Genomic DNA, 22,957 nt, shown 5'->3' on the forward strand with positions numbered 1-22,957 from the left:
TCGCAGAGACCCGCTATATCAGACGGAGCCAGTTAGAGTTAGCTCGGGCGCATCAGTCTGAATGCCCGCTAAGGAAATAGCAGTCACCGTGGAATCCTGAGCTTGTCCGACTGGCGTGGTACCCGAAAAATGATTGAAGATCACGTTCTCCATAGTGAGCGTGTGCAGGTGATTTCCCAGCACCAAGATTTCAAAGTGCGAGCCGTCTTGCTCAAGACTCAATGATTTGATGGCGGTCTTCGTGCCCGTTGAGTCCAGGACGATCTTCAATGTGCCATTTAACCCGTTGCCCAAGCCCGAAAAACCGATACCCGACAGATCAATTCTGTCGTGCTGTTGCTCACTGAAATCAGTAATGGTATCGCGCAGCGCGGGCCCAGAGTACTGAGCACTGTCGCGAGAGTTGCCAAAAACGAAAGTGTCCGCTCCCGTTCCGCCAGTCAGCACGTCCCCGCCTGGTCCGCCATTCAAGCGGTCGTCGCCGGCACCGCCGTTCAGTTTGTCCTGTCCCGGCCCGCCCAGGATTGTCTCGCTGGCTCTGGTGCCGCTTAATACATCGTTTCCGTCGGTACCGCTTATGCAATGCATCAGGTTCGCGTTGGTGAACGTATGAAGGTAGTTGCCTTTCAGTACCACCTCGAACCGGTTGCCTTGGTCGTCATAGTCGAGATTTTTAAGATACGTCAGGTTCTTTGCCGAGTTATAGGCAAGCAACAATGTACCGTCGTGTCCGTCGCCAAGAACCCCGGATAGCAGTGACCTACTCGACACAACGTCGATCTTGTCTCTGGAAACATCAAAATCGGTGATGACATCCGCGAATGATTGGGTTGACGTCCGATAGCTGTCAGTTACTTCGGCGAATCGGAAAATGTCGTTTCCGGCACCACCGGTAAGCGTATCTATACCGTGGCCTCCTACCAGCGCATCATCACCTGCCTTACCGTTCAATGTGTCGTTCCCGGCACCGCCGAAAATGCTGTCGTCACCCTTGCCGCCGGTGAGTACGTCAGAAAAGCGAGAGCCGTAGACTATGGGACCATACGGAGTGAATGGGGTATGGATCGATGTAACTTGTGGCTCATGGGCGGATACGCTGTGGACTGAGGTCATGGGATAGCTCCGGTCGAGGCTGTGTGAGGTTTCTCATTCACCAACTTACCGGTTAGCAACTGCGGGCGCGTGTCGGTTTAGCGAACAGACTGCGTGGGTGCTGCCAGCAGTCTGGTTGAAATAGCATCATGCGCAAGCGCGAGGACTGCCGCCTGTCGCTCAAATCATTCAGTTCACTGTACAGCGCCTTCGGTAGCCCCAGTGTGTCGATTCGTTCTTGAACATCGGTCAGTCCTGAGCAGCGGAAGGGGAGATAGCCGAGCGCTCTCGCCGGGTTTGTTAATCGCCTCGAGTTGCTCACGACAGGTTTCAAGGCCTCGGTTGCGGTTGCCCAAGGCAGTATTTTCCACGAGGGTGCTGGATAGCCTTGCTGCCGTTCGCTTCAATTCTATGCGCAGCTCGTCACGCTCAGCGGCTGCATCGTTGTGCATATCAATGAGCTTGGCCATATTCTTGCGATACCGGCTCAGCTCCTTCTGGAGCATGTGGCATTCCTCAGTGAGCAGAGGAGACTGCTGCTCGAGCATTTCCTCCCAGGTGAATTCACCTGCCAGCCGGCGTCGAGTAAGGCATAGGTGCATGTGGGATCGGTGAAGCAGTCGGCTGAACCGGTTTTCTGCGCGCAGCGAGGAAGAGGCCTGAATGAGGAAGGTTAAAGCGGATCGGTTTGAGGGAGCGGGGAAGGCTGCTTTTTTTCGCGTTCCTTCGTCGCGGTGATTCCTCTCACAGCTTTGAAGGCTCTATTGAAAGAGTGCTCAGATGTGTAGCCCACCTTGTGGGCAATTACGTTGATGCTCAAGTTTGTCTGGGTGAGTAGTTTTGCGGCGGTGCCAAGCCGCCATTTGTTCAAGTACGAATGCGGCGTTTCGCCGACCGATTCGCGAAACTGCCGGGCGAACGCGGAGCGGGACAAGCCAGCCTCCTGCGCCAAATCGTCAACGGTCCAGTTCTGTGTGGGCTTCTCATGTATGCATGCAAGCGCCCGGGCAACGTGAGGGCTTTGCATTGCGGAAAACCAATTACCTGCTTCGGCTGACTCGTTTTCGGACCACTCTCTCAAGACGTAGATAAAGAGGGTTGAGAGCAGGTGTCGGATGACAATCTGACTGCCAATTTTCATGTCCTCGACTTCCACACGGAGTTGCTTAAGCGTCTCCGATATGACCGTTGGAATGCCTCCAGAATCGGCTTTCAGATGCAGCGATTTGGGAAGGGCTTTTAGCGCGGGTAGACACATATTTTGGTTGATCCCAAAAGACCCGCACACCACGCTTGTCTCGTCGGGGGATCGGCCCAGCGTGCCGCCTGCTTTCTTGAGGAGCTGACCGAGTGAAACGGCTTCACTGTCTGAAAAACGCTTGAGCTTATGTGAGTTTCCATGAGGCAAAACGATGATGTCGCCTGGTGCGAGCTGCACCTCATTCAGCCCATCCACGGAGAAGCAGACCTCTCCCTGGGCAACGAAATGGAAGTAGGTGGAGTTGGCGCCCTCCATTTGAATACCCCAGTCACCCTTCACATGAATATGGGATACCACTTGGCCTTCTGCGACGATGTAATCCAACCATTGGTCGGCCTTCATAGACATCTCCGGTGAAGACGAATCGCCCTTATTTAAGGATTTTTTGGCATTGCTCTGCCTTCTGGGCGCGTCTAGGCTCAAGGTCAGTCAGCTCAGTCCTTGCGAGCTTACGCTGCCCTTAGCTTACGAAAAAGCGTGGTCGCGATCCGTCGATACGCGGATCGTCCCAGGACTTGGTCATCCAGCTGCTGCACGATGTATGTGGCAGTGGAAGCTCAGTTCTGTTCCGACAGGCGCATGCGTGTGCACATGAGACGTTGCGCCTTGCCCAGCACCGGCGCCCACGTAAAATCCAATTTAAACGGTGGTACTGTACTGGGCGAAACTTCACAGAGTTCGGTATGCAAACTAATGGGCACGTCTATCGGGCTAGCCGTTGATCGCATAATTCCCGTGGGGTCTCGGTTGTTTGCGCTTTCGCTTCGAGTTTCTTGTCTGGCGGCTCTCAGGGACAGTCATGTTGGTATCACCCCCGAGAGTGTTCCAAGTTCAACCAGTAAAAACTCGCACAAGTGCTTATGTATAGCTACACGGTAAGCTAAAGAAGATATTCTGGCTCGAATATGGTCTTCAATGAATTGTCTCAGCCCACGATCTTGTTTAACGTTTCTCCGACGGCGTTTAGGTCTGCTGGTCGACGTTAAAAAACCAGGAGTTAGATTTGGCATTTTACCCTCAGCAGCCCCGCGGTTTCATCCACGTAGCTGCTAATAACAGAAAACGTTGTGCTGCGAATATCCGTAGCGCATTGGCGGTAGCATGCCGAACCCGATGTTCAGACAGTCCAATAGATGCTCTCGATTATTCTTGCCAAAACAGGAAAGTCCACGCCATCCAGAGCAACTAAAGGCCGCAATAACACACGGGCCGCCTTCAAACCTCTGGGAAATTATTCATCCTCGTTGGCTTGGTCGAATCAGCCTTCCATCATGCTCACACAATGACCTCCCAGCTTTACAAATTCCCGCTGGGGCGGTCTGTACTGCTGTCTTCAGTAAACCTGGACGGCCGATATCACTCTCTGTGCGATCAGGAGAGTTAAGTCTTCGCCTTCGAATGGCGTGCTGGTAAATACGCCAGTTGTCAGATAGTTGCGATTCATCCTGGCTTTTTCGACGAGTAATGTTCGGCGGGATCCTATGGCTTCTTCCTGAACAGATCAACACTGATGTGTTTCGTAAAAGTACCAGGCTTATTCAGTTATCACTGACAACGGTAGATGTAAATTTATAGGTGGGGTGATCGAGTCGATCCGCAGATTTGGGTGAGCACTCAATGGAGAAGATCGCTCCTCGCATGCAAACGACGGGGCGGCGTCATTTGCTCGTGGTTTAGAGAATCTCGTAAAAATTCAAAATGACCGAAAAGGAGGGAACTTCGACATATGGCCGGAGAGTTAGAAATGTAATCTTTTCTCGTCAACCGCATAAACACCTTTGAGGAACATCCAAAATGACTATCGTCAAAGCTGCCGCCGTCCAAATTGCTCCCGTGCTCTACAGCCGTGAAGGCACCGTTGCCAAGATCGTCGACAAGATCAAGGAACTCGGTGAGAAGGGCGTTGAGTTTGCTGTTTTTCCGGAAACCATCGTTCCGTACTACCCCTACTTCTCGTTCGTGCAGACCCCGTTCGAAATGGGCAGCGAGCACTACAAATTGCTGGAAAATGCGGTCGTTGTGCCATCGGCCACCACTGATGAAATCGGCAAGGCCGCCAAGGCTGCAAACATGGTTGTCTCCATCGGCGTCAACGAACGTGATGGCAGCACCTTGTACAACACGCAGCTGCTGTTCGATGCCGACGGCACCCTGATTCAGGCCCGCCGCAAGCTGAACCCGACTTACCACGAACGCATGATCTGGGGCATGGGCGATGCGTCCGGCCTGCGCGCTGTCGACAGTAAAGTCGGCCGCATTGGCCAACTGGCCTGCTGGGAACACTACAACCCGCTGATCCGCTATGCGCTGATTGAAGATGGCGAGCAGATCCACGCTTCGATGTACCCAGGCTCGTTCGCTGGTGACCTGTTCACCCGCCAGATGGAAGTGAGCATCCGCATGCACGCGCTGGAGTCGGCTTGCTTCGTGGTCAACTCCACCGCCTGGCTGTACCCCGAGCAACAAGCACAGATCATCGCCGACACTGGCTGTGACATCGGCCCGATCTCCGGCGGCTGCTACACGGCGATCATCGACCCTCAGGGCGAAGTCCTGGGCGAGCTGACTGAGGGCGAGGGCGAAGTGATTGTTGATATCGACCTGTTCCAGATCGAGATCCGCAAGCGTCAGATGGATTCCCGTGATCACTACAGCCGTCCAGAACTGCTGAGCCTGAACATCGACCGTACGCCTCACCGTCACGTCCACGAGCGCACTTCGCATCCGAAAGTGGCTGAAGCCGCGAAACTCGCCGACAAGAAGTCCGCCTCTGAGGCCTGACGCCAGTCAGCACCACCGTCGCAACTGCTCCACGTGAAATTATTCATCGAGGAGCTGTTCCGATGCCCTTGCCGCCCCAATTAGGAAACGTATGCATGTCTCGTATTGAAGTGCTTACCGATGAAAAGACTCCAGAAGCCTCGCGCCCAATGCTTGATCGTGTGAAAAAAGCTTTTGGCATGGTGCCTAACGTCTTCAAGGTGCTGGCTCACTCGCCAGCGTCGTTGAACACCTATTTGCAGTTCAACCAAGCCAACGAGGCCAGCTCGCTGACCGCGCAGCAACGCGAGGTTGTGGCACTGGCTACCTCGCAGTTCAACGCTTGTGAGTACTGCACCGCCGTCCACTCCATGATCGGTGGAAAAGTTGGCCTGACACCTGAGCAGGTCCATGCTGCTCGCGATGGCAGCCTCGATGCTTATGCAAGATTTGCTCGTGAAGTCACTGCAACCCGCGGCCAAGTGAGCGATGCTGTAATCGCCACTGCCCGTGCAGACGGTCTGTCCGATGCTGCGATTGTGGACGTCATCACCCAGGTAACTCTGTTGACCTTCACCAACCTGCTGAACAATGTCGCGAAGACCACTGTGGATTTCCCGCCAGTCAAGATGTAAGCGACGACGCGACACACACCGTGATCGAGACACCACGACCGTGTCGATCACGTGCTTCCAACCACGTCTTTCTGGCGCTCCCAAGCAGTTGAGGCGACTTTCGAAACGCCTAAAAAAGGCTTGTGCTGTCTGCGCACATCATCGGAAACCACCGCATGAATAATTACGATGTTTCGGTCCCGGTATTCTTAAAGGGCTTCAAAAACCTGACCAAGTGGCTGGACAAGGCTCAAGAGTTTGCGGCATCCAACCCCGATGTTCCGAATTTGGTTGAGGCGAGCTTAGCTCCTGACATGTTCAACCTGGCTGGGCAAATTCAGGTCGCTAGCGACATGGCTAAGTCCTGTGCTGCACGTCTAAGTGGGGCGGGCGCACCCCGCTTTGAAGATGACGAAGTAACGTTCTCGGACCTAAGGCTGAGGATCACAAAAACAGTGGAGTTCTTGAATTCATTAACGGCCGAGCAGTTCGAGGCAAACGCCAACGCCGAAATCACGGTTGTCCTGAAGCAGGGAGTACTGAGATTCTCGACTCTCGAATTCTTAACTCAATTTGCGTTGCCGAATTTCTACTTTCACCTGACCACGGCGTACGACATTCTGCGTCACAAAGGCGTGCCCCTAGGTAAGATGGACTACCTCGGAGTCCTGGACACACAAGACTGATGACTGGGTTTCAGAGTATTCAGCGATCAAGCTGGATACCCTGACTCCTCCGGCAAACTTCGCTATTTTTGAAATGCTGCCGCGTGCTTCTTGATGAATTCCCTGGCGGTAATTGGCTGGGTACCGGTTAGCTTGGCAAAGTCATGGGTCATGCGCGCGTATCGTCCAGCACGGTGTAGATCGCCCATGGTGGACAGGTGGTCGAGTAAGTGTTTTGAAAGCCCCACATTTGCCATCGCCTCCCTCCACTTGTCGACCGTAACGTCTACATAACCGATGGGCCTGCCGAGGGCTTCGGTAAATTCCTGAGCAAAGTGGTCCATGTCTTTACATTCAGGTCCTGTCAGATGATAAACAGCACCGATGTGTGGGGCAGGATCAGAAAGGATGGCTGCAACGGCCCGGGCCACATCTGTGGCGGCGATTGGCGAGGTTTCGCCTTTGCCAAAAGGTACTCGAATTTCGCTGTGCTGCTTGATGGACGCTGCTGAAAATTTAAGAAAGAAACCATCCATGAAAACAGTTGGCCGGACATGAATCACGGGCAAGCCAGACCAGTTGAGCACCTGCTCGCCGAGCCAGTGAAACTTCTGCTGCGGGCTGGTAGTGGTCTCGGTAATGCTCATCTGGGAAACAGTCATCTGGGACATGTTCACAAAGGCGTCGACGTTGTGATGCTTCGCCACTGCTGCAACATTTACGGTTGCGGCCAGATAGTCGTCGGACACTGACATGCCGAAGTAGACCGTACCGCAGCCTTCGATGATCCGATGCATGTCGTCGAGATCCAAGAGATCGCCGACTACCACCTCAGCGCCTTTGTCCCGAAGCGCTTGAGCGCGCTCATCTTCTCGGTGAACCATCGCCCGGACCATGTGCCCTTTCTTGAGCAGCAGTGATGTGATCGTGTTGCCGACTGCGCCAATGCTGCCGCCTGCGCCTGTTACAAGAATGGGCTTTTCGGTGCTCATGATTCATTCTCCGTTTGATGGTTTACGCGCGAATTAACCAATCCGGCAGCAATGGATTTCGACCGTAATACTATTGGTTCGTTGCAATGGTTTTTCGCTAACAAGGTTAGGGGAAGCCGTGAAGCCTGCATCAGGAATCCAGTGAAACCGTTCACATCCTCCCGCAATGGCCTAGAAGGTGGGAAACGGAGAATCTGTCTCGCCTTCTTGGTAAATCCTTCTTTTCCTCAGTTGGTTAACCCATGAAACGGGGGACAGCCTTTTCCTCAACAAGGTCCGCGTTTATGTCGCCGCGCAAGGGTTGCGCCGGGTAGTCCTCGGTTTAAGGCTCTATATCGCACGTCCTGTAGCTTGGATAGATCGATCTCGCATCCAGCTCACGCTGCTGATTGACAGGTAGCCTGGCTTATTTCTGCTACCCAATGAACAGTGGATGGAGACAGTCGCTTTGCGCCAATCGCGAGCAGTGACATTGGAGCGATTATCGCTGGGATCCTCCTGAATCCTGGCGTGCACGGCGGTCTTGCTTATCCAATCCATGGTCCCGTTGAATACAGTCACACTGAGCTAGCGGCATTGATCGGGAACACGTTGGGCAAAGAGCTGAAATTCGAAAATGTCAGCGTCAACGAGTTCCTGGCGTCGCTTGGGATTCCTGGGCACGTGGAAAGACGCGATCATTTCCAGTCAGTGATGATCGATCAGCGTGAGGGGTTGCTCTGCGGACAGGACAACAACAGAACCTCGATCATCGGTCGACCGTTGATGACTATGGAAGCGTATGTGATCAAGCCCCGCAGTGTCTTGAATTGATTCGAGCGCGGATGATGGTTTGAGTCACGCAGAGGCCGGCCGAGTGCAGAGCTCGGTTCGGCGTTTGGAGAAACGAGTTGATCTCAGCCAGTGCTTTTTTGGTTCTTGAGTTGCTCCAGTAACTGACGACCTTCGTCCCAGCTGGACAAACCGCTATTACCGTTGATGTGCCCCCTATTACCGATGTCCACGAACTGGCTTCCCCATGCATCGGCGCATCGCTTTGCATAGGAGGACCTGCCGTATGGGTCATCGGTGCTGGCAACTACAATGCTGGGAAATGCAAAGCGCTGAAGCGCAAGCGGATCAAATCCTGTGGCCATTCCTGGTACCTCGACAACCCCCGGTTCGGGCACGGCGACCAGCAGCGCGGCTCTGATCGGTGTACTGCTGCCAAGTGCCCAGTGCGCGACCTGCAAGCAGCCCAGGCTATGGGCGACGATGATGGTTTCTGGGCCCAATTGTCTGAGGGTGGCTTCCAGATTCAAAACCCATTCTTCGCAGACCGCGTTTTCCCAATCCTGGCCCTCAATGCGTACCATCGAAGGATCGGCGTTTTGCCAAAGTGATTGCCAGTGGCCAGGACCAGAATTGCCATAGCCTGGCAGTATCAGAATAGTTTCAGTCATCGCATCTCCTGAACCTTTGGGTTGTCACGACTCTGTCGCTGACGTTATTGGTACGCTGACTTGACGTGATCCAGGATCTCGCTGGCGCTTACGCCGTGGAAACCGTTTTCGCGAAAAAGCCGGCCTGCCTCAACGAGGATAGCTTCATGCTTTCTTGCGGTTTGTTCTTTGGGAAATCGCAGGTGGGGGTGAAGATGCGGATCTGAACAGAGGCTTCGGGTGCTGTTGTCGAAATTACCAAAGCAGTACCGGCGTACGAGAACTCATTCGCGACGTTCTGCATTTGTTGTGTCGAAAGCTCATCAGCTTCGAGCACTACAGCGACAGGGTGACCTTCAAAACGACTGCTCGTAACACGTCTGCCGTGACGCATTGACGTCTCATTCCAGGCCCTTGTCTTCATTAATATTTCGATATTAATCCTATGGTTGGAGTAGATTGCCGGGCAATAGCGGAGGAGGGTCTTCAGGCCCTGAATATGGGGAAATCAAGCATCAAAAAGCACCAAAATGACCGAAAAGGAGGGAGCTTCGACATACCGCCATAGGATTTGGTCTGTAATCTGAATCTCACTGAATCAACAACCCACCATCAGTGAGGAACTAGAAATGACCATTGTTAAAGCAGCCGCTGTGCAGATCGCCCCAGTGCTCTACAGCCGTGAAGGCACCGTTGCCAAGATCGTCGACAAGATCAAGGAACTCGGTGAGAAGGGCGTTGAGTTTGCTGTTTTTCCGGAAACCATCGTTCCGTACTACCCCTACTTCTCGTTCGTGCAGACCCCGTTCGAAATGGGCAGCGAGCACTACAAATTGTTGGAAAACGCCGTAGTTGTGCCATCGGCCACCACTGATGAAATCGGCAAGGCCGCCAAGGCTGCAAACATGGTTGTCTCCATCGGCGTCAACGAACGCGATGGCAGCACCTTGTACAACACGCAGCTGCTGTTCGATGCCGACGGCACCCTGATCCAGGCCCGCCGCAAGCTGAACCCGACTTATCACGAACGCATGATCTGGGGCATGGGCGATGCGTCCGGCCTGCGCGCTATTGACAGTAAAGTCGGCCGCATCGGCCAACTGGCCTGCTGGGAACACTACAACCCGCTGATCCGCTATGCGCTGATCGAAGATGGTGAGCAGATCCATGCTTCGATGTACCCAGGCTCGTTCGCTGGTGACCTGTTCACTCGTCAGATGGAAGTGAGCATCCGCATGCACGCGCTGGAATCGGCTTGCTTCGTGGTCAACTCCACCGCCTGGCTGTACCCAGAGCAGCAAGCGCAAATCATGGCCGACACCGGCTGCGACATCGGCCCGATCTCGGGTGGCTGCTACACCGCGATCATCGATCCACAGGGCGAAGTCTTGGGCGAGCTGACTGAGGGCGAGGGCGAAGTGATTGTTGATATCGACCTGTTCCAGATCGAGATCCGCAAGCGTCAGATGGATTCCCGTGGTCACTACAGCCGTCCAGAACTGCTGAGCCTGAACATCGACCGTACGCCTCACCGTCACGTCTACGAGCGCAACGACCGTCCAGTCGTTGAAGCCCGCGAAGTGCAGGAAGACGCAAGCGCTAAGTAAGGCAACTCAGCTTGTGAATCTCACTCTCGGACAGTTTCGGGAGTGAGATTAATCCTAAGCTTCGCTTATTAGTAACATATCGTGATATGGCGATCTGGAATGTTCTGACAGATAACGCTCGTGTCAGCAGCCACTGGGTTGACGGTTTTTATAATGAATATCGACGAACGTAAGTTCATCGGGGCAAATCTCAATTTGCTCTTGGTTTTTATGGTGGTGTACAGAGAGCAAAGTCTCTCGAAGGCCGCTGCCTGCCTCACCGTACAGCAACCTGCAATCAGTGGTTCGCTGGTGCGTTTGAGGAAGCAGTTTGAAGACCGACTTTTTGTTAGCGCAGGCAGTAAGGGTGTGCGACCTACGCCGAAGGCGAGAAGGATCGCGCAGATGCTTTTACCGGCGATGAGCACCATCCAACAAGTCATTGATTGGAAAGTAATCTGATCGTTTTACCGCAGCTGGCTCATTTATTTTTGGCTCGCCCGTCAACGGGAGCGCCTCACTGACGGTGTTTTAAAATGCAACATATAGGTTTGATCTTATATCCGGAATTTCAGGTTCTCGGTTTGTCGATGAGTACGGCCTTTGAACTGGCAAACGTGGTTGTCGGCAGAGACGTCTACACGATCAGCTTGCTCTCAGAGAACGGCGGGTTTGTTAAAGCGTCAGCCGGGTTCAGCGTGCAAACCGAAGCTTTGAACGAGCGCCAGTTTGATACGTTGATCGTGATGGGCGACAACACTGTGACCCAGACGTCACCCGCGCTTGTAGAGTTTGTAAAACAGGCGGATGCGACAACGCGTCGAATTGGCTCGATCTGCACCGGTGCCTACGTACTAGCAGAGGCGGGGCTCCTGGACGGGAAGCGCGCGACCACGCATTGGTACCGAGCACGTGATTTCCAGCGGGCGTTTCCGAACGTCAAAGTCGAAGAAGACAGGATCTTCATCAACGACGGGAAAGTCTGGACCTCGGCCGGTATGAGCGCCTGCGTGGACCTGGCTCTCGCACTGGTGGAAAAAGACTTAGGCATTGAGGTTGCACGGTTGGTCGCGAAGCAGTTGGTTATTTACCACCGACGAGCAGGCGGGCAATCACAGTTTTCTGTCATGCAAGACCTGGAGCCCCAGTCTGATCGTATTCACGCAGCACTGGTTTACGCAAAAGAGAATTTAAAGGCTAATTTGTCCGTCAACAGCCTTGCTGATATCGCGAATTTGAGTCCTCGCCAATTCAGCCGGGTCTTTCAGATGGAAACGGGTCAGTCTCCGGCGAAAGCGATTGAAAACCTGAGGGTTGAAGCCGCGCGAATCATGATGGAAGAGGGACGAGTGTCTGTCGACAGTGTGGCGATAGACGCAGGCTTTGGTGATAGCGAGAGAATGCGAAGGGCGTTTATACGAGCATTCGGTCACCCGCCACAAACCATTCGCAGAGCAAACCGGGTCTAGCTACCACTCTGGTAGCGATCATTCCTGTCTAGAGAACTATTGGAAGAAAATAACCTGTAAGCGAATAATCATGGAGATTGGCTCTCGTTTAAGCTTAGCGTGGTCAAGCGAAGAAATGTCAATGGTTGAACCTGCGGAGCTTGAACGGATAAAGAACAGGAACCTCATGGGAGGATTGCTTTCCCGTGTATTAGGTAAAATTCCTACTGTAGGGGTTGAACTTAAGGCCTTCATTCCTGCTGATAGTGAGGCGTCACTTAAGCGATATCAAGAGTCCAACAGCGATACCTCAGTTTGGCTGGAGACGATTTGGTGAAAGAGTACATCCAACCTATCGTAAGTTCTTGAACATTCACGAGCCATAGCCCCCCGAAAGTGTGGCCTCGCGCATGATATCTGACCACTTCAGGTGGCGCTTTGTGGAGCGAACAGAAGAGGCGCCGAAAGGGTCGGAATAGTTTATTGGCTTGACCATTTATAGCCAATCCAAACGCACGGCCGGGTGTTGTAGGTAGGCAAGGTTTCGGGCTCAGTGTGGCGAGTTTTACTCTACCGGCGCATGCGCCGCATGGGCGCTGCTTGGTGCTGTATCTTCGGATCGGACCAGTACCCAAGTTAGTAAAGCGGCGAGTAGAGCGAAGCCCCCGGCACCGAGCAGAATCAGTTGATAGCCGTGGCTGAAGCTTTGCAGAGCTATCTCGCGGACCGAGGCTGATCCGCCGCCAGAAAGGTCACCCGAAGCTATCGCACGCACCAGGGTGTTTACGTCTTCGGCAGAGCCGGGCAGGTTGGCTGCAACGTAGGACCCAATGCGATTCACCAACAGCGCCCCGAGTACGGCGAAGCCCAAAACGATGCCGCTGAACCGGATGGTGCCTGACACACCCGAAGCCATCCCCGCACGCTCCGGGGGGATAGCCGACATGCTGACCTTTGCCGTTTCTCCATTGAGGATGCCAGCGCCGATACCCATCAGCAGCATGCCTCCCAGCAGCTTCGTAAAACTCAAGTCGGTGATCTCGGCACCGACCCACAACAGGCCTGCGCTCACGATCAAGAGCCCGAGAACCAGCAGTGCGCGGCCGCTGTAGCGGTGGATCAGATGCGCTGCTACCAAGCGTGGCACGATGAACAAAGGGACAGCTATTGGCAGCATGAGCAAGCCGGCGCCTTGTGGGCTGTAGCCGAGGCCGCTCTGAAAGAAAATGGGCAGGTAGCTGAGCATGGTCAGAAGCGCTCCTGCAAAAACCAAGGTCGCGATGCTGGCACCGACATACGTTGAACTGCGAAAAAAGCTCAGGTCCAGCATCGGCCGTTTTTGGTAAATCTCCGCGAGCAGAAACACGATGAACAATACCGCAGACGCCGCAAACTCCACGATAACAGGCAGACTTCCCCAACCTTCGTGATTGCCGGAAATGAGCGCGAGTGTGACGAGAAAGAGGCTGCTGCTGAATGTGACTGCACCGAGGATGTCGAGCTTGCGAGCGTCTGGATCACTGGACTCATCAAGCGTCTTCAGCACCGTAGCAACCATCACCACGCCGATGGGAATATTAATGTAGAAAGCCCACTCCCAGCCAAAGTGTTCAGTGATGAATCCGCCGATCACCGGGCCGAGGGAGACCGCGATACCAATCACTGCGCCCCAGAATGCGAAGGCACTTGCTCGGGCCGCTCCCCTGAATACTTGGGACAATGTTGCAAGCGCCGCGCTCAGTTGAAGAGCGGCGCCGATACCCTGAAGACCCCGTGCAAGATTCAGCACGTCGACGTTAGGCGCGGCCCCGCAGATCAGAGACGCGAGGGTGAAGATCGCCAGGCCCCAAGCCAGCATTTTTTTGCGGCCGAACCTGTCGGCGAGTGCGCCTGCCGGTAGCAGAAATGACGCGAAACTTAAGGTATAAGCGCTAATCACCCATTCGATGTCAGCAAAGTTTGCGTCCATCGAATGAGCAATCGATGGCAACGAGACCGCGACGATATTCGAGTCCAGGTTGATCATGAATGATGGGATAGAAACGCATAGCAGAATTAGCAGTCGATGCATGCCACTGGGAGAGGCGTCTGAGGATTGCATGAAGGGTCATCCTGTAGGTGCATTGGATTGAGGATGAGCGTACAACCGAAATCAGAGACCCGTATGTCGTATACCCCTCCTTTAAAGTCAGGTGTTAAAGCGATGTTGAATGTTGGAATGATCCTCTACCCCGGTTTCCAGGTGTTGGGCCTGTCCATGTCGGCTACGTTCGAAGTCGCCAATCAATTCGCTGGGAAGGATGTGTACGGCATCACGCTGCTATCTGAGCATGGCGGCATGGTTAAGACCTCAGCTGGGTTCTGTGTGGAGACTGAGGCGTTCGATGATCGTCGTTTCGACACGCTGATGGTTCTTGGTGACAACGTCGTTCGCCCGGCATCGGCAGGACTGGTTGATTACCTTGTCGAATCAAGCTCGATGACGAGGCGTGTCTGTTCGATTTGCACCGGTTCTGCCGCTTTAGCGCAAGCGGGTTTGCTCGACAATCGACGAGTAACGACCCATTGGGAGCATGCGCCGGATTTGCAGGCGACCTATCCCAGTCTCAGGGTGGATTCGGATCGAATTTTCATTAATGACGGCCCTATCTGGACCGCTGCGGGCATGAGTGCATGTCTCGATCTTTCCCTCGCATTGGTCGAGAACGATCTCGGTCATGAGCTGGCTCGGAAGGTATCAAGACATCTCGTGGTCTATCACAGGCGGGCAGGGGGGCAGTCTCAGTTCTCGGTCATGAATGACCTGGATCCCAAAACAGATCGTATCCAGGCCGCTTTGACGTTTGCTCGCCAGCATTTGAAAACTGACCTTAATGTAGAGAGCCTGGCCTTTGTCGCGAACATGAGCGCCAGGCAGTTCAGTCGCGTTTTTCAGTCAGAGACTGGAGAGTCACCTGCCAAAGCAATCGAGCGTCTTCGGGTTGAATCAGCAAGGCTAATGATGGAAACGGCCAATCATTCTATCGATACCGTCTCAACGGAAACTGGCTTCGGTGATCAGGAGCGTATGCGTCGTGCATTCATCCGAATTACCGGGCAGCCGCCGCAGGCTTTTCGAAGGTCATTGCGTAGTAGCTAACAGTTTCTCCACGTCCGAACGCGCCCCGTCCAACCAGCGTCACGCACTGTGGCATGCGTTTTCAGAGCCGATTACTTGTGCCTCAACGCGAAAGCCGCCCTGCAATTTCCTGCAAGGCGGCCCTGTGCACATAACATTTGCTGCCAGACCATTTCGGTACCGAACGTCCCGGCTGAGGTGTTGGTACCCGGCAGAACTTACTGCCCCAGTTGTTCCAGCACTTGCTCAGTAGTCCACAACGCATTAGCGATGAAACGATAGTTGATCAACGCCGCATGATAGCCGTCACCTTCAGGGATCTGAGGCGCTGCGGTTGCGTCACGTACGACGACCACTTCAAAGCCTTGCTCGACCAAGTCACGCAGGTGTGACTCGACACAAAGGTTGGCTGCCATGCCTGCAAGGATCACCTGAGACACGCCTTTCTTGCGCAGTTGCAGGGTGAGATCGTTGGTCTGCGGGCCGTATACCTTGTGGGGCGAACAGATGATGGTTTTGCCGTCCAAAATGTAAGGCTTGAATTGCGGCATGAAGTCGGCGCCGGAACCATCAAAGCCGCTCAGGTCCAAAGGTGAATTACGGTCGAACATGCCGATGTCATGCATCATTTTTTCGAGCGGACCACCGTGCTCCCAACTGTGGTCGCATGGGTAGTAGTAATGCGGCGAAACAGCGACTTCGATGCCGGCATTCTTCGCGGCTTCGAACAGTTGCCCAAGGTGATCGACCACACCGTTTTCAGTCACGCTGTCGCCCACTAGCGACCAGGAGACGCCTTTCTCGCTCAAGAAATCTACTTGAGGATCGATGACAACCAGTGCTGCGCGTGCAAGGTCCAGCTTAAAGCCAGTATTTGGCAGGGCGGGGTTCGCAGGATCTTGATACTTCGGATTCGTGTTGCCGGTCTTGCTTGATTCAGTGCTCATTGTGAGGCTCCTCAGATTGGAATAACCTCTTGCGGGCGCTGTCGACACGGCGCCGGAGTGGCCTGCAAGTAGGGCTATCTTCCCCCTTAACGCCGCAACAGTTTTTCCCCGGCGTCCTACTTCTTTAGCCGAGAGACCTAATGGACGCTTTATCCGAGTTTTTCGAACGCATCCAGATGACTGGCCGCTTGTTCTATGCGGGGAAGGTGTACGACACGCTCGATATCAACAAGCCCGATGGCACTGCTTTTGTTCATATTGTCGAGAAGGGTGGCCTGGACCTCATTCGTCCAGGTCATCCTCGCATCGTGCTTGATGGACCAACGGTTCTGCTTTGCCCAAGTACCTGCCGTTACAAGCTGGAGCCGACCACGGAAACGGGTGCGGACATCATCTGTGCCACCTTCGAGTTCGGCGTGAGCATGGGGCGCTCGTTTCCGTTGGGCGTGACCGATACTTTGGTTTTCCCATTCGAAAATATCGATCCAGTGGTACCGGTGATAGAGGCTCTTCTAGCGGAGTATCGGGGGCGGGAAGCGGGGCATCGCAAGGGCCTTAGCGTCCTTTTCGAATACATCCTGATAGTGCTGGTCCGCAGGGCAATCAGTGAAGGGATGATTGCTAGAGGTGGGCTGTCCGCGATCCTCGATCCACACCTGGGAAAGGCCATTAGCCAAATTCATCTCAAGCCTGAGCAGGACTGGAGCGTTAAGCAACTGGCAGACCTGGCTTGCATGTCGCGCTCTAAATTTTCTGCGCAATTTCTTAAAGTGGTGGGGGTATCGCCAATCGCTTATCTCGCAGCCTGGCGTTTAAAGCTGGCGCGGGATTTGATGAAGCAGGGCGTGAAGCTGAAGATCGTCGCGGCGTCCGTAGGCTACAGCTCGCAGGCCGCCCTAACGCGGGCGTTTGTTCAGGAGATGGGCTTGCCACCGGGGGAATGGTTGAAGCGACAGGACTAGTGATCTGAGGCCTGGGATATCAGTTTGAATACACGCAAGGAAGACGTCCAAGCGGCGGTTTATGCCGCTTGGGGCCTTCAATCAATGATCTTTACAGTGGCGACAGGTAAGCAGCGTCGACGTTGGAGAGAGTCGATTTAACCCAGCGACCAGCGTCATCCAGAGTCACTTCTTTCTGGCCTTCCAACAGCGCGTTCAACGTGATTTTAACCACGTCCTGTGGGCTGGTTTTTGCCGTCTCAACGCCGGCAGCCATGTCGGTGTCGATATAGCCTGGGTGCACAGCCATCACGAAAGTATTCTGGCCAACCAGTTCGTTGCGCAGGCCGTTGGTCAGGGACCATTGGGCAGCTTTCGAAGCGCTGTAGGCGCCCGACTCGGGAATGTTCAACCAGCTCAGTACGGAGACGATATTGACGATCGCGCCGCCGCCTTGTTTTTGCAGAACCGGTGCAAAGGCACGGGTCATCAGCAGAGTACCAACGGTATTGATTTCGAAGTGCTCACGCAGGCTGTCAACGCTGCCTTCCGACAGAAGGGGGCTGGTGTGCATGAAGCCGGCGTTGTTGATCAGGATCTCGACGTCGGAGCACTGGCCTGCTGCCTTCTGAACGCTGGCGAGGTTGGTGATATCCAGCTCGACTGCAATGGCGCCAGGGATGCTCAGTTTCGAAACGTCACGAGCAGCGGCATAAACCTTGGCTGCGCCACCCTCCAGAAGAGCGGCAACAAATGCTTTGCCAAGACCGCGATTTGCACCGGTGACCAGTACGACCTTTCCACGAATATTCATAATTTTTCCTAGCATGGTTGTCCGAAGTTCTCGTCGCGGTGCGCATGTGCTCAGCATCAAGGGACGTTCGAAATGATGGATGATTTTTTGGTTGCATGATTAAACCGTGGTCAGATTAGGTGTTTTGGTTTTATGATGCAACCTAGAAATTAAATATTTTTCCGTATCGCCTGGAGAGTGCACCGTGAAACGTAAATGTCTGGATGAGGACCAATGCCCGATTGCGCGTTCGTTGGACGTGGTCGGGGATTGGTGGACCTTGCTGATCATTCGGGATGCGGTGGGAGGAGCAACGCGATTCGGTGAATTCCAAAAACACTTGGACATCGCCAAAAATATCCTCGCCACCCGTCTCAAAGCTCTCGTTGAACAGAGGATCTTCACCGTGGTTTCTGAGGCTGAGGGCGGGCATGGCCAGTATTTTCTGACGGCAAAGGGCAAGGCATTGCTACCAGTGCTGGTCACTTTGGCTCAGTGGGGGGAGGAGCACACCGTCTGGGACGCGGAAGGTACAAAGCTTTTGGACGCAAAAAATCTTCAGCCTTTGCGGCGAGTAGAGCTGATGTCCCAGGACGGTCGCATATTGCGTCCTGATGACGTGGTTGCTATCGAACCGGCGTGACGAGCAGCGAGGGCGGGCCATCGGTGGTGCCCAGGTGAGCTAAGAGGGCGGAACGAAATTCCCGTCACATTTAGCCTGTAGCGCATGCTTTAGGATTCACCTCACGTTTAGCCATCAGCCCATGTGGGCGATTACCTTATGGGTGTAAAAGCGCCATGGTTGCGCCTCTTGAGGGAAGTGAAAACCAGCCTGCGAGAGTAAGCGCACGAGAGGTCGTTTCTCAGGTGAGCGTGTCGAATTTCAAGAGCCTCGGCCGACATCTTGCCGTAAGTCGCGTGATGGGGATTTGCCAGGTTGAGCTGGCGAGACAGGTGCCGTGCTAAGTGTCTATGCAGATTTGTTATAAATCTTAGACGGTTTGGACGACTACCGGGTGAATTTGAAAGGGCAGATATTTGATCCATCGAAGGCGAGGCAGCCGCTTCTCCTGACAGATATCAATTTCTAATCCCCTTGAGCAATCCCCCATGAAAATCGAAAACTCTGTAGTACTGGTGACCGGCGCTAACCGTGGTATCGGCCGTACCTTCGTCGAAGAGCTGCTAAAGCGTGGCGCTGCAAAAATCTACGTTGCTGCTCGTGACACCGCCGCTGTGGCTGACCTGCTGAAAAGTGGTGATCGCCGTCTGGTTCCCCTGCCGTTGGACGTTACCGACCCCTACCAGGTTGCAGCGGCTGCGACTGTCGCTACTGATGTCACTCTGCTGATCAATAACGCTGGTTTTGCCGCGTTCGACGGTGCGATCTCCGCTCCAACGATGGACGACGCACGCACTGAGATGGAAGTGAACTACTTCGGTCCATTGGCCCTGACTCGGACCTTCGCCCCAATCCTCGCTAAAACCGGTGGCGGCATCATCAACATGCTGTCGATGCTCTCCTTAATCAGTCTCCCGATGGCGGGCACCTACGCCGCATCGAAAGCAGCTGGCCTTTCGCTCAATCGCAGCATTCGTGCCGAGCTGGGTGCACAGGGTACTCAGGTCATCGGTGTACTCGCCGTCCAGACCGACACCGCCATGGGCGCCAAGCTGCCAGAACCACGCCTCAGCCCGGTTGAAGTTGTGACCGACACGTTGGACGCGCTGGAAGCGGGGACCAACGACGAAGTCGTTGCAGGTGGCCAGTCGCGTGGCATCTACCAGGCGTTCACTGCTGACCCTCAGAAAATCCAGGCGATGATGCTGACCCGTCTGCCAAAACGCGCTTGATATCCAACCTGACGATTGAGGTAATCATGAACTTTATCGAGACGCTGACTCAGCGCAACGCGGAGTTCGCGAAGGACGGGTATTCGGCTGAGCTGAAAATCATTCCTTCACGCAAAACGATGATCATCGGTTGTGTCGACCCTCGGGTCGACCCTATGGATGTGCTCAAGCTTGAGCCAGGTGAGGCCGCGATCATCCGCAACGTTGGTGGCCGCGTGAATCCCGCGCTGTTTGAAACGCTGGCAGTACTTCGCACCGTTTCTCGCTTGGGTGGTTCGGAGCTTGGTCAAGGATGGAACCTGGTGGTGTTGCAGCACACCGAATGCGGAATCAGAGGCTGCTACCACAATGATCCAGGGTTGTTGGCAAAATACCTGGGTGTGCCGACCGAAGATCTGGACGCATTGGCAATCAACGATCCTTATGAAGCTGTGGCAATTGATGTAATGGCGCTGCGAGCCAATCCAGATATCTCGGCGGGCTTTACAGTGACCGGGCTCGTTTACGACATGGCAACCGGCCTTATCGAAACTGTTGTACCTACCAGCCTGTTACGGCCGGAGTAGAAGTACCCGCTGGGCAAATTCCTTCGCTCATCCACTCCCAACCCCAACCAAGTCTCAACCCAACAATGGTTGGAGCAACGGTTCGGCGTCTTCACAAATTAGCCAGCAGTTGGCCTGTCAATCCACATGCCTCCCCTTGGCTAATCTCGGCTTTGCGTCTTGCGAGTCTGTGCTGGTTTGGCGTCGTCCCTCGCGATTGCTTGAAGGCGCGGGCAAATGAGTACTCGGAGTTGTACCCGATCTTCATAGCAAGCTCGCCGACGCTGATGTCTGTCTGGCTCAGTAACTGATCAGCAATACCGAGTCGCCACCGTGTCAAATACAGATGTGGTGTCTCGCCGACTGCTTCGTGGAACTGCTTGGCGAACAGGGATCGGGATAGGCCGGCTTCGTGCGCCAGCGTTTCGATAGTCCAATTAGTTGTGGGAAAGTTATGAATGCATGCCAGTGCCTTGGCAACGTGCTGATTCTGGAGCGAGGAGAACCATGTACCTGCCTGTGTGTGCTGGCTTTGCGACCATTGACGGAGGACGTATATGAAAAGGGTGGAAAGGAGGTGCCTGACCACAGTGTCGCTACCCATTTTTACGTTTTCGACTTCAATACAAAGCTGTCGCAGGGTCTCGGCAAAAGGGGAATTGGAACCATTGACTGGTGCCTTTAAATGCATGAGTTTGGGCAGTGACTTGATTGCCGACATGATCAGATACCGCGCAATGCCAAACGAGCCGCAGAGTAAAGTCGTTGCGCCTGCATCAGGATTGCTTCGCGTCTCGCTGTCCCGAAGGAATTGGCTGAGCGGTACAACCTCGCTGGTCAATGTACCGCGTAGATGGTGTGACGACCCCTGAGGAAAAACCACGATGTCACCTGGCCCGAGCGAGATTTCCGGACCTCCGTCGATTTGGACGTAAGCGGTGCCTTCACCGATGAAATGGAAGTACGCACCTGCTGTCTGTTCTAGCCGTATGCCCCAATTGCCCTTGACCCTTGACCGGGCAAGCACGACGTCTTCCGAAACCAGGTAATTCAACCAATGATCAGCGTCGTTCATAGCGTTTCCAGTTGACGGGAAATGCGCGGTAGCGAGTTACGGGATGGCGGTGGCCGTTCGTTCGCGGTGCTGCATCAGGCTTAGCATCGTTAGAGGCAGAATGCACGCCCAGCTTAGCTTGCGATTCCACGAACGGTAGCAAAGGGATAGAAGATGGATCTGTTCGACGATGACAAGCGGCTGACTTTGAGGCCGGTAGCTGCTTTCAATGAATTGCTGGCGGCTGCGTTTGCAAACGGTAAATGCACCTGTATTGGTTGTGAGGAGAGTGGTGGATCCCAGGATGGATACGCACAGCCCGCACCTTGTGGTGCCAGACATCACACCTGCTCACAAACTGCCGCAAAACTATCCGGCGACTTCGCTCACTGGCTCACTGTTTAGCTTTGCCGCAACTGATTCGAAGCTCTTTCCTATTGAAACCCTGATCTTCGTTCACGGTTTGATAACCGTCTGGGCAGAGCTCTTCTGCGCGGCTGTAGCACACACCCCAGCCCACCGCCGCCCCGCAGGCGATTTGATATTCAGTCGTGCCATGGGGCGGCTGATCTTCTGTGCTGTGGTACATCCCGATAGCGCGGCGATGCTGATGGTTGCAATAACCGCAAATCCTGGGTTTTTCATGTGCTGCTCCATGCGAAGGCTGAGCGTAAGGGCTACCGGCTTGTCGGCTAGTCTGAAAAGCAGCGTCGAAGTTTCCCCCACATTCCGGAGCGACAGCCCGATTGTTACCAGCTAGCTCGACCAGGGGCTTCCGAGCACTTCACCATGACGTCGTTTCTCACGACCTGCCCGCTCATCTGATGCAGGATGACTGTGATCTCTTCAACCAAGAGGTGAGTTTGTGGAGGTTGCTGATAACCCTCGGCGATCAGGTCGATATGTACTCCAACAGCGATGTGAGGCATTGCACCTTCGGTCTCGATGCTGGCGACTTCGCGCTCGGTATCTAGCAGGAAACGATAGTTGTGTTTCATTGTTCTTTACCTCGTGGATGCTTTCTTGGCTTTGGGTCAGTGCTTGGCTCACTGCTCTAGCAAAGGGTCTGCTAATTCAGCAGCGCTCTTGGCAGCATAATCGCGGTGCAGAGTTAACGCTTGCTCTGGCTGACGTCCGTTGTTGAGTCCAACGACCGATCCGGGGTCTTGCATCTTGCCGTTTATTTGCCACTTGGGCTGCGAGCGGCGTCATTTCTTAGGTTAGCGCTTGCGGGGCGCAGGGCAGCTTCGTTGGGTTTGGCGTGCCCATAGCCCAACCCTCAACTCGGGCTATTCCCTGCGCACAACTATCCCAGCAAGCAGTCGCTCAACAACCGCTCGTCAACCGCCGGGCACTCCTGATCGGTTGGGGCATCCCAATTCTATGTGTGGATACCCCACGCAACGAGGAGGGAGTATCGAGATGGAAAATCCCAACGCACCAGGGAACATTTCACAGAAAGGCGTCAATAGCCAGACGGACAACGAGACCGGGTTTGATTCCCACGCCACCGGCGCGCAAGAGCGTGCGAAACAAGCACAACCGGTCGCGAGTGGCGGGGCTGCGGAGCAGGGTGGTGTGGATAAGGAACTGGGGTTTGATCCGGACTCGCCGGATGTTAGCGACCCGCAGGTCGATCCGCTGCATCCGGCCCGGACCGAGAATGATCCGATCCCGAAGGGCAAGCGCACGGTTGATGATGACGGGCTGCCATCGTCTGGAGGCACCGGCATTTAGCCGATTGCAGGACTGCATGAACCCGGCCATTGAGTCGGGTTTTTTATTGCGCCTGCTGCAGGTGAAGGTTTGGCATCTTCAGCGCCGACAAGAAGCAGGCAGCAGCCTTGACGCGCCCGTTTGATCCAG

General features: G+C 54.4%; 25 protein-coding genes. 14 read left to right on the forward strand and 11 right to left on the reverse strand.

All coding sequences use genetic code 11. The annotated features are described in order from the left end of the window. Positions 1 to 18: 18 nt before the first annotated feature. The 3 genes from ACI2KS_RS13825 to ACI2KS_RS13835 all read right to left on the reverse strand — a co-directional run bounded on the left by ACI2KS_RS13825 (position 19) and on the right by ACI2KS_RS13835 (position 2,695). Positions 19 to 1,113 (reverse strand): M10 family metallopeptidase C-terminal domain-containing protein, encoded by a 1,095-nt coding sequence (locus ACI2KS_RS13825; protein ID WP_404621067.1) that lies wholly within the window; start codon positions 1,111 to 1,113, stop codon positions 19 to 21. Between the two features lie 173 nt (positions 1,114 to 1,286). Continuing rightward, positions 1,287 to 1,598, reverse strand: a complete 312-nt coding sequence (locus ACI2KS_RS13830) for a hypothetical protein (RefSeq protein ID WP_404621069.1) — start codon at positions 1,596 to 1,598, stop codon at positions 1,287 to 1,289. A gap of 167 nt (positions 1,599 to 1,765) precedes the next feature. Then, a complete protein-coding gene (locus tag ACI2KS_RS13835; RefSeq protein ID WP_404621071.1) occupies positions 1,766 to 2,695 on the reverse strand; it encodes an AraC family transcriptional regulator in 930 nt (309 codons plus the stop codon). 1,452 nt (positions 2,696 to 4,147) lie between these two features. Between ACI2KS_RS13835 and ACI2KS_RS13840 the strand changes: the two genes are divergently transcribed. From ACI2KS_RS13840 to ACI2KS_RS13850, 3 genes are all read left to right on the forward strand, one after another. After that, positions 4,148 to 5,134, forward strand: coding sequence for a nitrilase-related carbon-nitrogen hydrolase (locus ACI2KS_RS13840; protein ID WP_404621073.1), 987 nt, complete (start codon positions 4,148 to 4,150; stop codon positions 5,132 to 5,134). Between the two features lie 95 nt (positions 5,135 to 5,229). After that, positions 5,230 to 5,748: a carboxymuconolactone decarboxylase family protein gene (locus ACI2KS_RS13845; protein WP_404621074.1), complete on the forward strand. Its 519-nt coding sequence runs from the start codon at positions 5,230 to 5,232 to the stop codon at positions 5,746 to 5,748. Between the two features lie 155 nt (positions 5,749 to 5,903). Further along, a complete protein-coding gene (locus ACI2KS_RS13850; protein ID WP_404621076.1) occupies positions 5,904 to 6,413 on the forward strand; it encodes a DUF1993 family protein in 510 nt (169 codons plus the stop codon). A gap of 62 nt (positions 6,414 to 6,475) precedes the next feature. Here the strand turns inward: ACI2KS_RS13850 and ACI2KS_RS13855 are convergent, their stop codons facing one another. Then, positions 6,476 to 7,384, reverse strand: a complete 909-nt coding sequence (locus ACI2KS_RS13855) for an NAD(P)H-binding protein (protein WP_404621077.1) — start codon at positions 7,382 to 7,384, stop codon at positions 6,476 to 6,478. A gap of 591 nt (positions 7,385 to 7,975) precedes the next feature. On the opposite strand from ACI2KS_RS13855, the gene ACI2KS_RS13860 reads away from it, so the two are divergent. Continuing rightward, a complete protein-coding gene (locus tag ACI2KS_RS13860; protein ID WP_404621079.1) occupies positions 7,976 to 8,197 on the forward strand; it encodes a hypothetical protein in 222 nt (73 codons plus the stop codon). An 83-nt stretch (positions 8,198 to 8,280) separates the two neighbouring features. Here the strand turns inward: ACI2KS_RS13860 and ACI2KS_RS13865 are convergent, their stop codons facing one another. Continuing rightward, positions 8,281 to 8,826, reverse strand: a complete 546-nt coding sequence (locus ACI2KS_RS13865) for an RBBP9/YdeN family alpha/beta hydrolase (protein ID WP_404621081.1) — start codon at positions 8,824 to 8,826, stop codon at positions 8,281 to 8,283. Between the two features lie 88 nt (positions 8,827 to 8,914). Continuing rightward, a complete protein-coding gene (locus ACI2KS_RS13870; protein WP_404621083.1) occupies positions 8,915 to 9,199 on the reverse strand; it encodes a PhzF family phenazine biosynthesis protein in 285 nt (94 codons plus the stop codon). 235 nt (positions 9,200 to 9,434) lie between these two features. Here ACI2KS_RS13870 and ACI2KS_RS13875 point away from each other — a divergent pair, with 235 nt between their 5' ends. The 3 genes from ACI2KS_RS13875 to ACI2KS_RS13885 all read left to right on the forward strand — a co-directional run bounded on the left by ACI2KS_RS13875 (position 9,435) and on the right by ACI2KS_RS13885 (position 11,860). Next, complete coding sequence (locus tag ACI2KS_RS13875) at positions 9,435 to 10,412, forward strand: nitrilase-related carbon-nitrogen hydrolase (protein ID WP_404621085.1); 978 nt, start codon at positions 9,435 to 9,437, stop codon at positions 10,410 to 10,412. 153 nt (positions 10,413 to 10,565) lie between these two features. Further along, positions 10,566 to 10,853 carry a LysR family transcriptional regulator gene (locus ACI2KS_RS13880; protein ID WP_404621087.1) on the forward strand — a complete coding sequence of 96 codons (288 nt, stop codon included), beginning with the start codon at positions 10,566 to 10,568 and terminating at the stop codon, positions 10,851 to 10,853. A gap of 74 nt (positions 10,854 to 10,927) precedes the next feature. Further along, positions 10,928 to 11,860, forward strand: a complete 933-nt coding sequence (locus ACI2KS_RS13885) for a GlxA family transcriptional regulator (RefSeq protein WP_404621089.1) — start codon at positions 10,928 to 10,930, stop codon at positions 11,858 to 11,860. A gap of 544 nt (positions 11,861 to 12,404) precedes the next feature. On the opposite strand, the gene ACI2KS_RS13890 is transcribed toward ACI2KS_RS13885, so the two are convergent. Then, positions 12,405 to 13,940 (reverse strand): MFS transporter, encoded by a 1,536-nt coding sequence (locus ACI2KS_RS13890; RefSeq protein ID WP_404621091.1) that lies wholly within the window; start codon positions 13,938 to 13,940, stop codon positions 12,405 to 12,407. A gap of 102 nt (positions 13,941 to 14,042) precedes the next feature. Here ACI2KS_RS13890 and ACI2KS_RS13895 point away from each other — a divergent pair, with 102 nt between their 5' ends. Next, on the forward strand, positions 14,043 to 14,978 hold the full coding sequence (locus ACI2KS_RS13895; protein ID WP_404621093.1) for a GlxA family transcriptional regulator: 936 nt from the start codon (positions 14,043 to 14,045) through the stop codon (positions 14,976 to 14,978). Positions 14,979 to 15,175: 197 nt separating this feature from the next. On the opposite strand, the gene ACI2KS_RS13900 is transcribed toward ACI2KS_RS13895, so the two are convergent. Then, positions 15,176 to 15,904 carry a cysteine hydrolase family protein gene (locus ACI2KS_RS13900; protein ID WP_404621095.1) on the reverse strand — a complete coding sequence of 243 codons (729 nt, stop codon included), beginning with the start codon at positions 15,902 to 15,904 and terminating at the stop codon, positions 15,176 to 15,178. 140 nt (positions 15,905 to 16,044) lie between these two features. On the opposite strand from ACI2KS_RS13900, the gene ACI2KS_RS13905 reads away from it, so the two are divergent. Further along, the gene (locus ACI2KS_RS13905; protein ID WP_404621097.1) at positions 16,045 to 16,866 is read left to right on the forward strand and encodes a helix-turn-helix domain-containing protein; all 822 of its coding nucleotides are present in this window, start codon (positions 16,045 to 16,047) and stop codon (positions 16,864 to 16,866) included. A gap of 91 nt (positions 16,867 to 16,957) precedes the next feature. On the opposite strand, the gene ACI2KS_RS13910 is transcribed toward ACI2KS_RS13905, so the two are convergent. Further along, entirely contained in the window at positions 16,958 to 17,716 is a 759-nt protein-coding gene (locus ACI2KS_RS13910) for an SDR family oxidoreductase (RefSeq protein WP_404621611.1), read from the reverse strand. A gap of 127 nt (positions 17,717 to 17,843) precedes the next feature. Here ACI2KS_RS13910 and ACI2KS_RS13915 point away from each other — a divergent pair, with 127 nt between their 5' ends. The 3 genes from ACI2KS_RS13915 (at position 17,844) to ACI2KS_RS13925 (ending at position 20,058) form a co-directional block, all read left to right on the forward strand. After that, the gene (locus ACI2KS_RS13915) at positions 17,844 to 18,281 is read left to right on the forward strand and encodes a winged helix-turn-helix transcriptional regulator (protein ID WP_404621098.1); all 438 of its coding nucleotides are present in this window, start codon (positions 17,844 to 17,846) and stop codon (positions 18,279 to 18,281) included. A gap of 467 nt (positions 18,282 to 18,748) precedes the next feature. After that, the gene (locus tag ACI2KS_RS13920) at positions 18,749 to 19,492 is read left to right on the forward strand and encodes an SDR family NAD(P)-dependent oxidoreductase (RefSeq protein WP_404621100.1); all 744 of its coding nucleotides are present in this window, start codon (positions 18,749 to 18,751) and stop codon (positions 19,490 to 19,492) included. Between the two features lie 26 nt (positions 19,493 to 19,518). Next, entirely contained in the window at positions 19,519 to 20,058 is a 540-nt protein-coding gene (locus ACI2KS_RS13925) for a carbonic anhydrase (protein ID WP_404621102.1), read from the forward strand. Between the two features lie 91 nt (positions 20,059 to 20,149). On the opposite strand, the gene ACI2KS_RS13930 is transcribed toward ACI2KS_RS13925, so the two are convergent. Then, complete coding sequence (locus ACI2KS_RS13930; RefSeq protein ID WP_404621104.1) at positions 20,150 to 21,112, reverse strand: AraC family transcriptional regulator; 963 nt, start codon at positions 21,110 to 21,112, stop codon at positions 20,150 to 20,152. Between the two features lie 283 nt (positions 21,113 to 21,395). Here ACI2KS_RS13930 and ACI2KS_RS13935 point away from each other — a divergent pair, with 283 nt between their 5' ends. Continuing rightward, complete coding sequence (locus tag ACI2KS_RS13935; protein ID WP_404621106.1) at positions 21,396 to 21,851, forward strand: hypothetical protein; 456 nt, start codon at positions 21,396 to 21,398, stop codon at positions 21,849 to 21,851. On the opposite strand, the gene ACI2KS_RS13940 is transcribed toward ACI2KS_RS13935, so the two are convergent. Beyond that, positions 21,841 to 22,089 carry a hypothetical protein gene (locus ACI2KS_RS13940; protein WP_404621108.1) on the reverse strand — a complete coding sequence of 83 codons (249 nt, stop codon included), beginning with the start codon at positions 22,087 to 22,089 and terminating at the stop codon, positions 21,841 to 21,843. The two genes, ACI2KS_RS13935 and ACI2KS_RS13940, sit on opposite strands and share 11 nt — an antisense overlap. A gap of 424 nt (positions 22,090 to 22,513) precedes the next feature. Here ACI2KS_RS13940 and ACI2KS_RS13945 point away from each other — a divergent pair, with 424 nt between their 5' ends. After that, positions 22,514 to 22,828: a DUF6021 family protein gene (locus tag ACI2KS_RS13945; protein ID WP_404621110.1), complete on the forward strand. Its 315-nt coding sequence runs from the start codon at positions 22,514 to 22,516 to the stop codon at positions 22,826 to 22,828. The last annotated feature ends 129 nt before the right edge of the window (positions 22,829 to 22,957 follow it).

The sequence above is a fragment of the Pseudomonas sp. NPDC087358 genome (genome assembly GCF_044900785.1).
In the GTDB taxonomy this organism is placed as follows: Bacteria; Pseudomonadota; Gammaproteobacteria; order Pseudomonadales; family Pseudomonadaceae; genus Aquipseudomonas.

Excerpts from the sequence above, each read along its gene's own strand:
- ACI2KS_RS13825 (WP_404621067.1), bottom strand. The coding sequence starts at position 1,113 with ATGACCTCAGTCCACAGCGTATCCGCCCATGAGCCACAAGTTACATCG.
- ACI2KS_RS13830 (WP_404621069.1), bottom strand. The coding sequence starts at position 1,598 with ATGCTCCAGAAGGAGCTGAGCCGGTATCGCAAGAATATGGCCAAGCTC.
- ACI2KS_RS13835 (WP_404621071.1), bottom strand. The coding sequence starts at position 2,695 with ATGAAGGCCGACCAATGGTTGGATTACATCGTCGCAGAAGGCCAAGTG.
- ACI2KS_RS13840 (WP_404621073.1), top strand. The coding sequence starts at position 4,148 with ATGACTATCGTCAAAGCTGCCGCCGTCCAAATTGCTCCCGTGCTCTAC.
- ACI2KS_RS13845 (WP_404621074.1), top strand. The coding sequence starts at position 5,230 with ATGTCTCGTATTGAAGTGCTTACCGATGAAAAGACTCCAGAAGCCTCG.
- ACI2KS_RS13850 (WP_404621076.1), top strand. The coding sequence starts at position 5,904 with ATGAATAATTACGATGTTTCGGTCCCGGTATTCTTAAAGGGCTTCAAA.
- ACI2KS_RS13855 (WP_404621077.1), bottom strand. The coding sequence starts at position 7,384 with ATGAGCACCGAAAAGCCCATTCTTGTAACAGGCGCAGGCGGCAGCATT.
- ACI2KS_RS13865 (WP_404621081.1), bottom strand. The coding sequence starts at position 8,826 with ATGACTGAAACTATTCTGATACTGCCAGGCTATGGCAATTCTGGTCCT.
- ACI2KS_RS13870 (WP_404621083.1), bottom strand. The coding sequence starts at position 9,199 with ATGCGTCACGGCAGACGTGTTACGAGCAGTCGTTTTGAAGGTCACCCT.
- ACI2KS_RS13875 (WP_404621085.1), top strand. The coding sequence starts at position 9,435 with ATGACCATTGTTAAAGCAGCCGCTGTGCAGATCGCCCCAGTGCTCTAC.
- ACI2KS_RS13880 (WP_404621087.1), top strand. The coding sequence starts at position 10,566 with ATGAATATCGACGAACGTAAGTTCATCGGGGCAAATCTCAATTTGCTC.
- ACI2KS_RS13885 (WP_404621089.1), top strand. The coding sequence starts at position 10,928 with ATGCAACATATAGGTTTGATCTTATATCCGGAATTTCAGGTTCTCGGT.
- ACI2KS_RS13890 (WP_404621091.1), bottom strand. The coding sequence starts at position 13,940 with ATGCAATCCTCAGACGCCTCTCCCAGTGGCATGCATCGACTGCTAATT.
- ACI2KS_RS13895 (WP_404621093.1), top strand. The coding sequence starts at position 14,043 with ATGTTGAATGTTGGAATGATCCTCTACCCCGGTTTCCAGGTGTTGGGC.
- ACI2KS_RS13900 (WP_404621095.1), bottom strand. The coding sequence starts at position 15,904 with ATGAGCACTGAATCAAGCAAGACCGGCAACACGAATCCGAAGTATCAA.
- ACI2KS_RS13905 (WP_404621097.1), top strand. The coding sequence starts at position 16,045 with ATGGACGCTTTATCCGAGTTTTTCGAACGCATCCAGATGACTGGCCGC.
- ACI2KS_RS13910 (WP_404621611.1), bottom strand. The coding sequence starts at position 17,716 with ATGCTGAGCACATGCGCACCGCGACGAGAACTTCGGACAACCATGCTA.
- ACI2KS_RS13920 (WP_404621100.1), top strand. The coding sequence starts at position 18,749 with ATGAAAATCGAAAACTCTGTAGTACTGGTGACCGGCGCTAACCGTGGT.
- ACI2KS_RS13925 (WP_404621102.1), top strand. The coding sequence starts at position 19,519 with ATGAACTTTATCGAGACGCTGACTCAGCGCAACGCGGAGTTCGCGAAG.
- ACI2KS_RS13930 (WP_404621104.1), bottom strand. The coding sequence starts at position 21,112 with ATGAACGACGCTGATCATTGGTTGAATTACCTGGTTTCGGAAGACGTC.
- ACI2KS_RS13935 (WP_404621106.1), top strand. The coding sequence starts at position 21,396 with ATGGATACGCACAGCCCGCACCTTGTGGTGCCAGACATCACACCTGCT.
- ACI2KS_RS13940 (WP_404621108.1), bottom strand. The coding sequence starts at position 22,089 with ATGAAACACAACTATCGTTTCCTGCTAGATACCGAGCGCGAAGTCGCC.
- ACI2KS_RS13945 (WP_404621110.1), top strand. The coding sequence starts at position 22,514 with ATGGAAAATCCCAACGCACCAGGGAACATTTCACAGAAAGGCGTCAAT.